The sequence below is a fragment of the Collinsella sp. Sow4_D11 genome (assembly GCF_052116465.1).
In the GTDB taxonomy this organism is placed as follows: Bacteria; Actinomycetota; Coriobacteriia; order Coriobacteriales; family Coriobacteriaceae; genus Collinsella.
The window spans coordinates 1-402 of record NZ_JBQKLA010000082.1 but is presented as its reverse complement, the minus strand read 5'-3'; the positions used below and the strand labels follow the sequence as shown (position 1 = coordinate 402).

The window sequence follows — 402 nt, the reverse complement described above, 5'->3', positions numbered from 1 at the left end:
AGGGTTATACAGCTGACAAGGCGCAAATTGACAAGCAAACAGTTAACGGGGACTCAAAGGACTTAGAATTCACGGTTACCTATACCAAGAACGCTCCAACGATTACGACAGAGAAGAAGACAGTTAATGAGACCATTCATTATCAAGGCGCTGGTAAGCAAACTCCTGCTGATCACACTGCTTCTGTTGACTTCACACGTTCAGTCTCAACTGACGCAGTAACTGGGGAAAAGACGTATGGTAATTGGTCAGCAGCTCAAAGCTTTGACGCAGTCAAGAGTCCTGAATTAAAGGGTTATACAGCTGACAAGGCGCAAATTGACAAGCAAACAGTTAACGGGGACTCAAAGGACTTAGAATTCACGGTTACCTATACCAAGAACGCTCCAACGATTACGACAG

General features: G+C 44.8%; 1 protein-coding gene. It reads left to right on the top strand.

Annotation, left to right across the window (positions count from 1 at the left end; genetic code table 11):
• A partial coding sequence (locus tag ACTQ40_RS10625) for a mucin-binding protein (RefSeq protein WP_441564135.1) occupies positions 1–402 on the top strand: 402 nt, incomplete at both ends.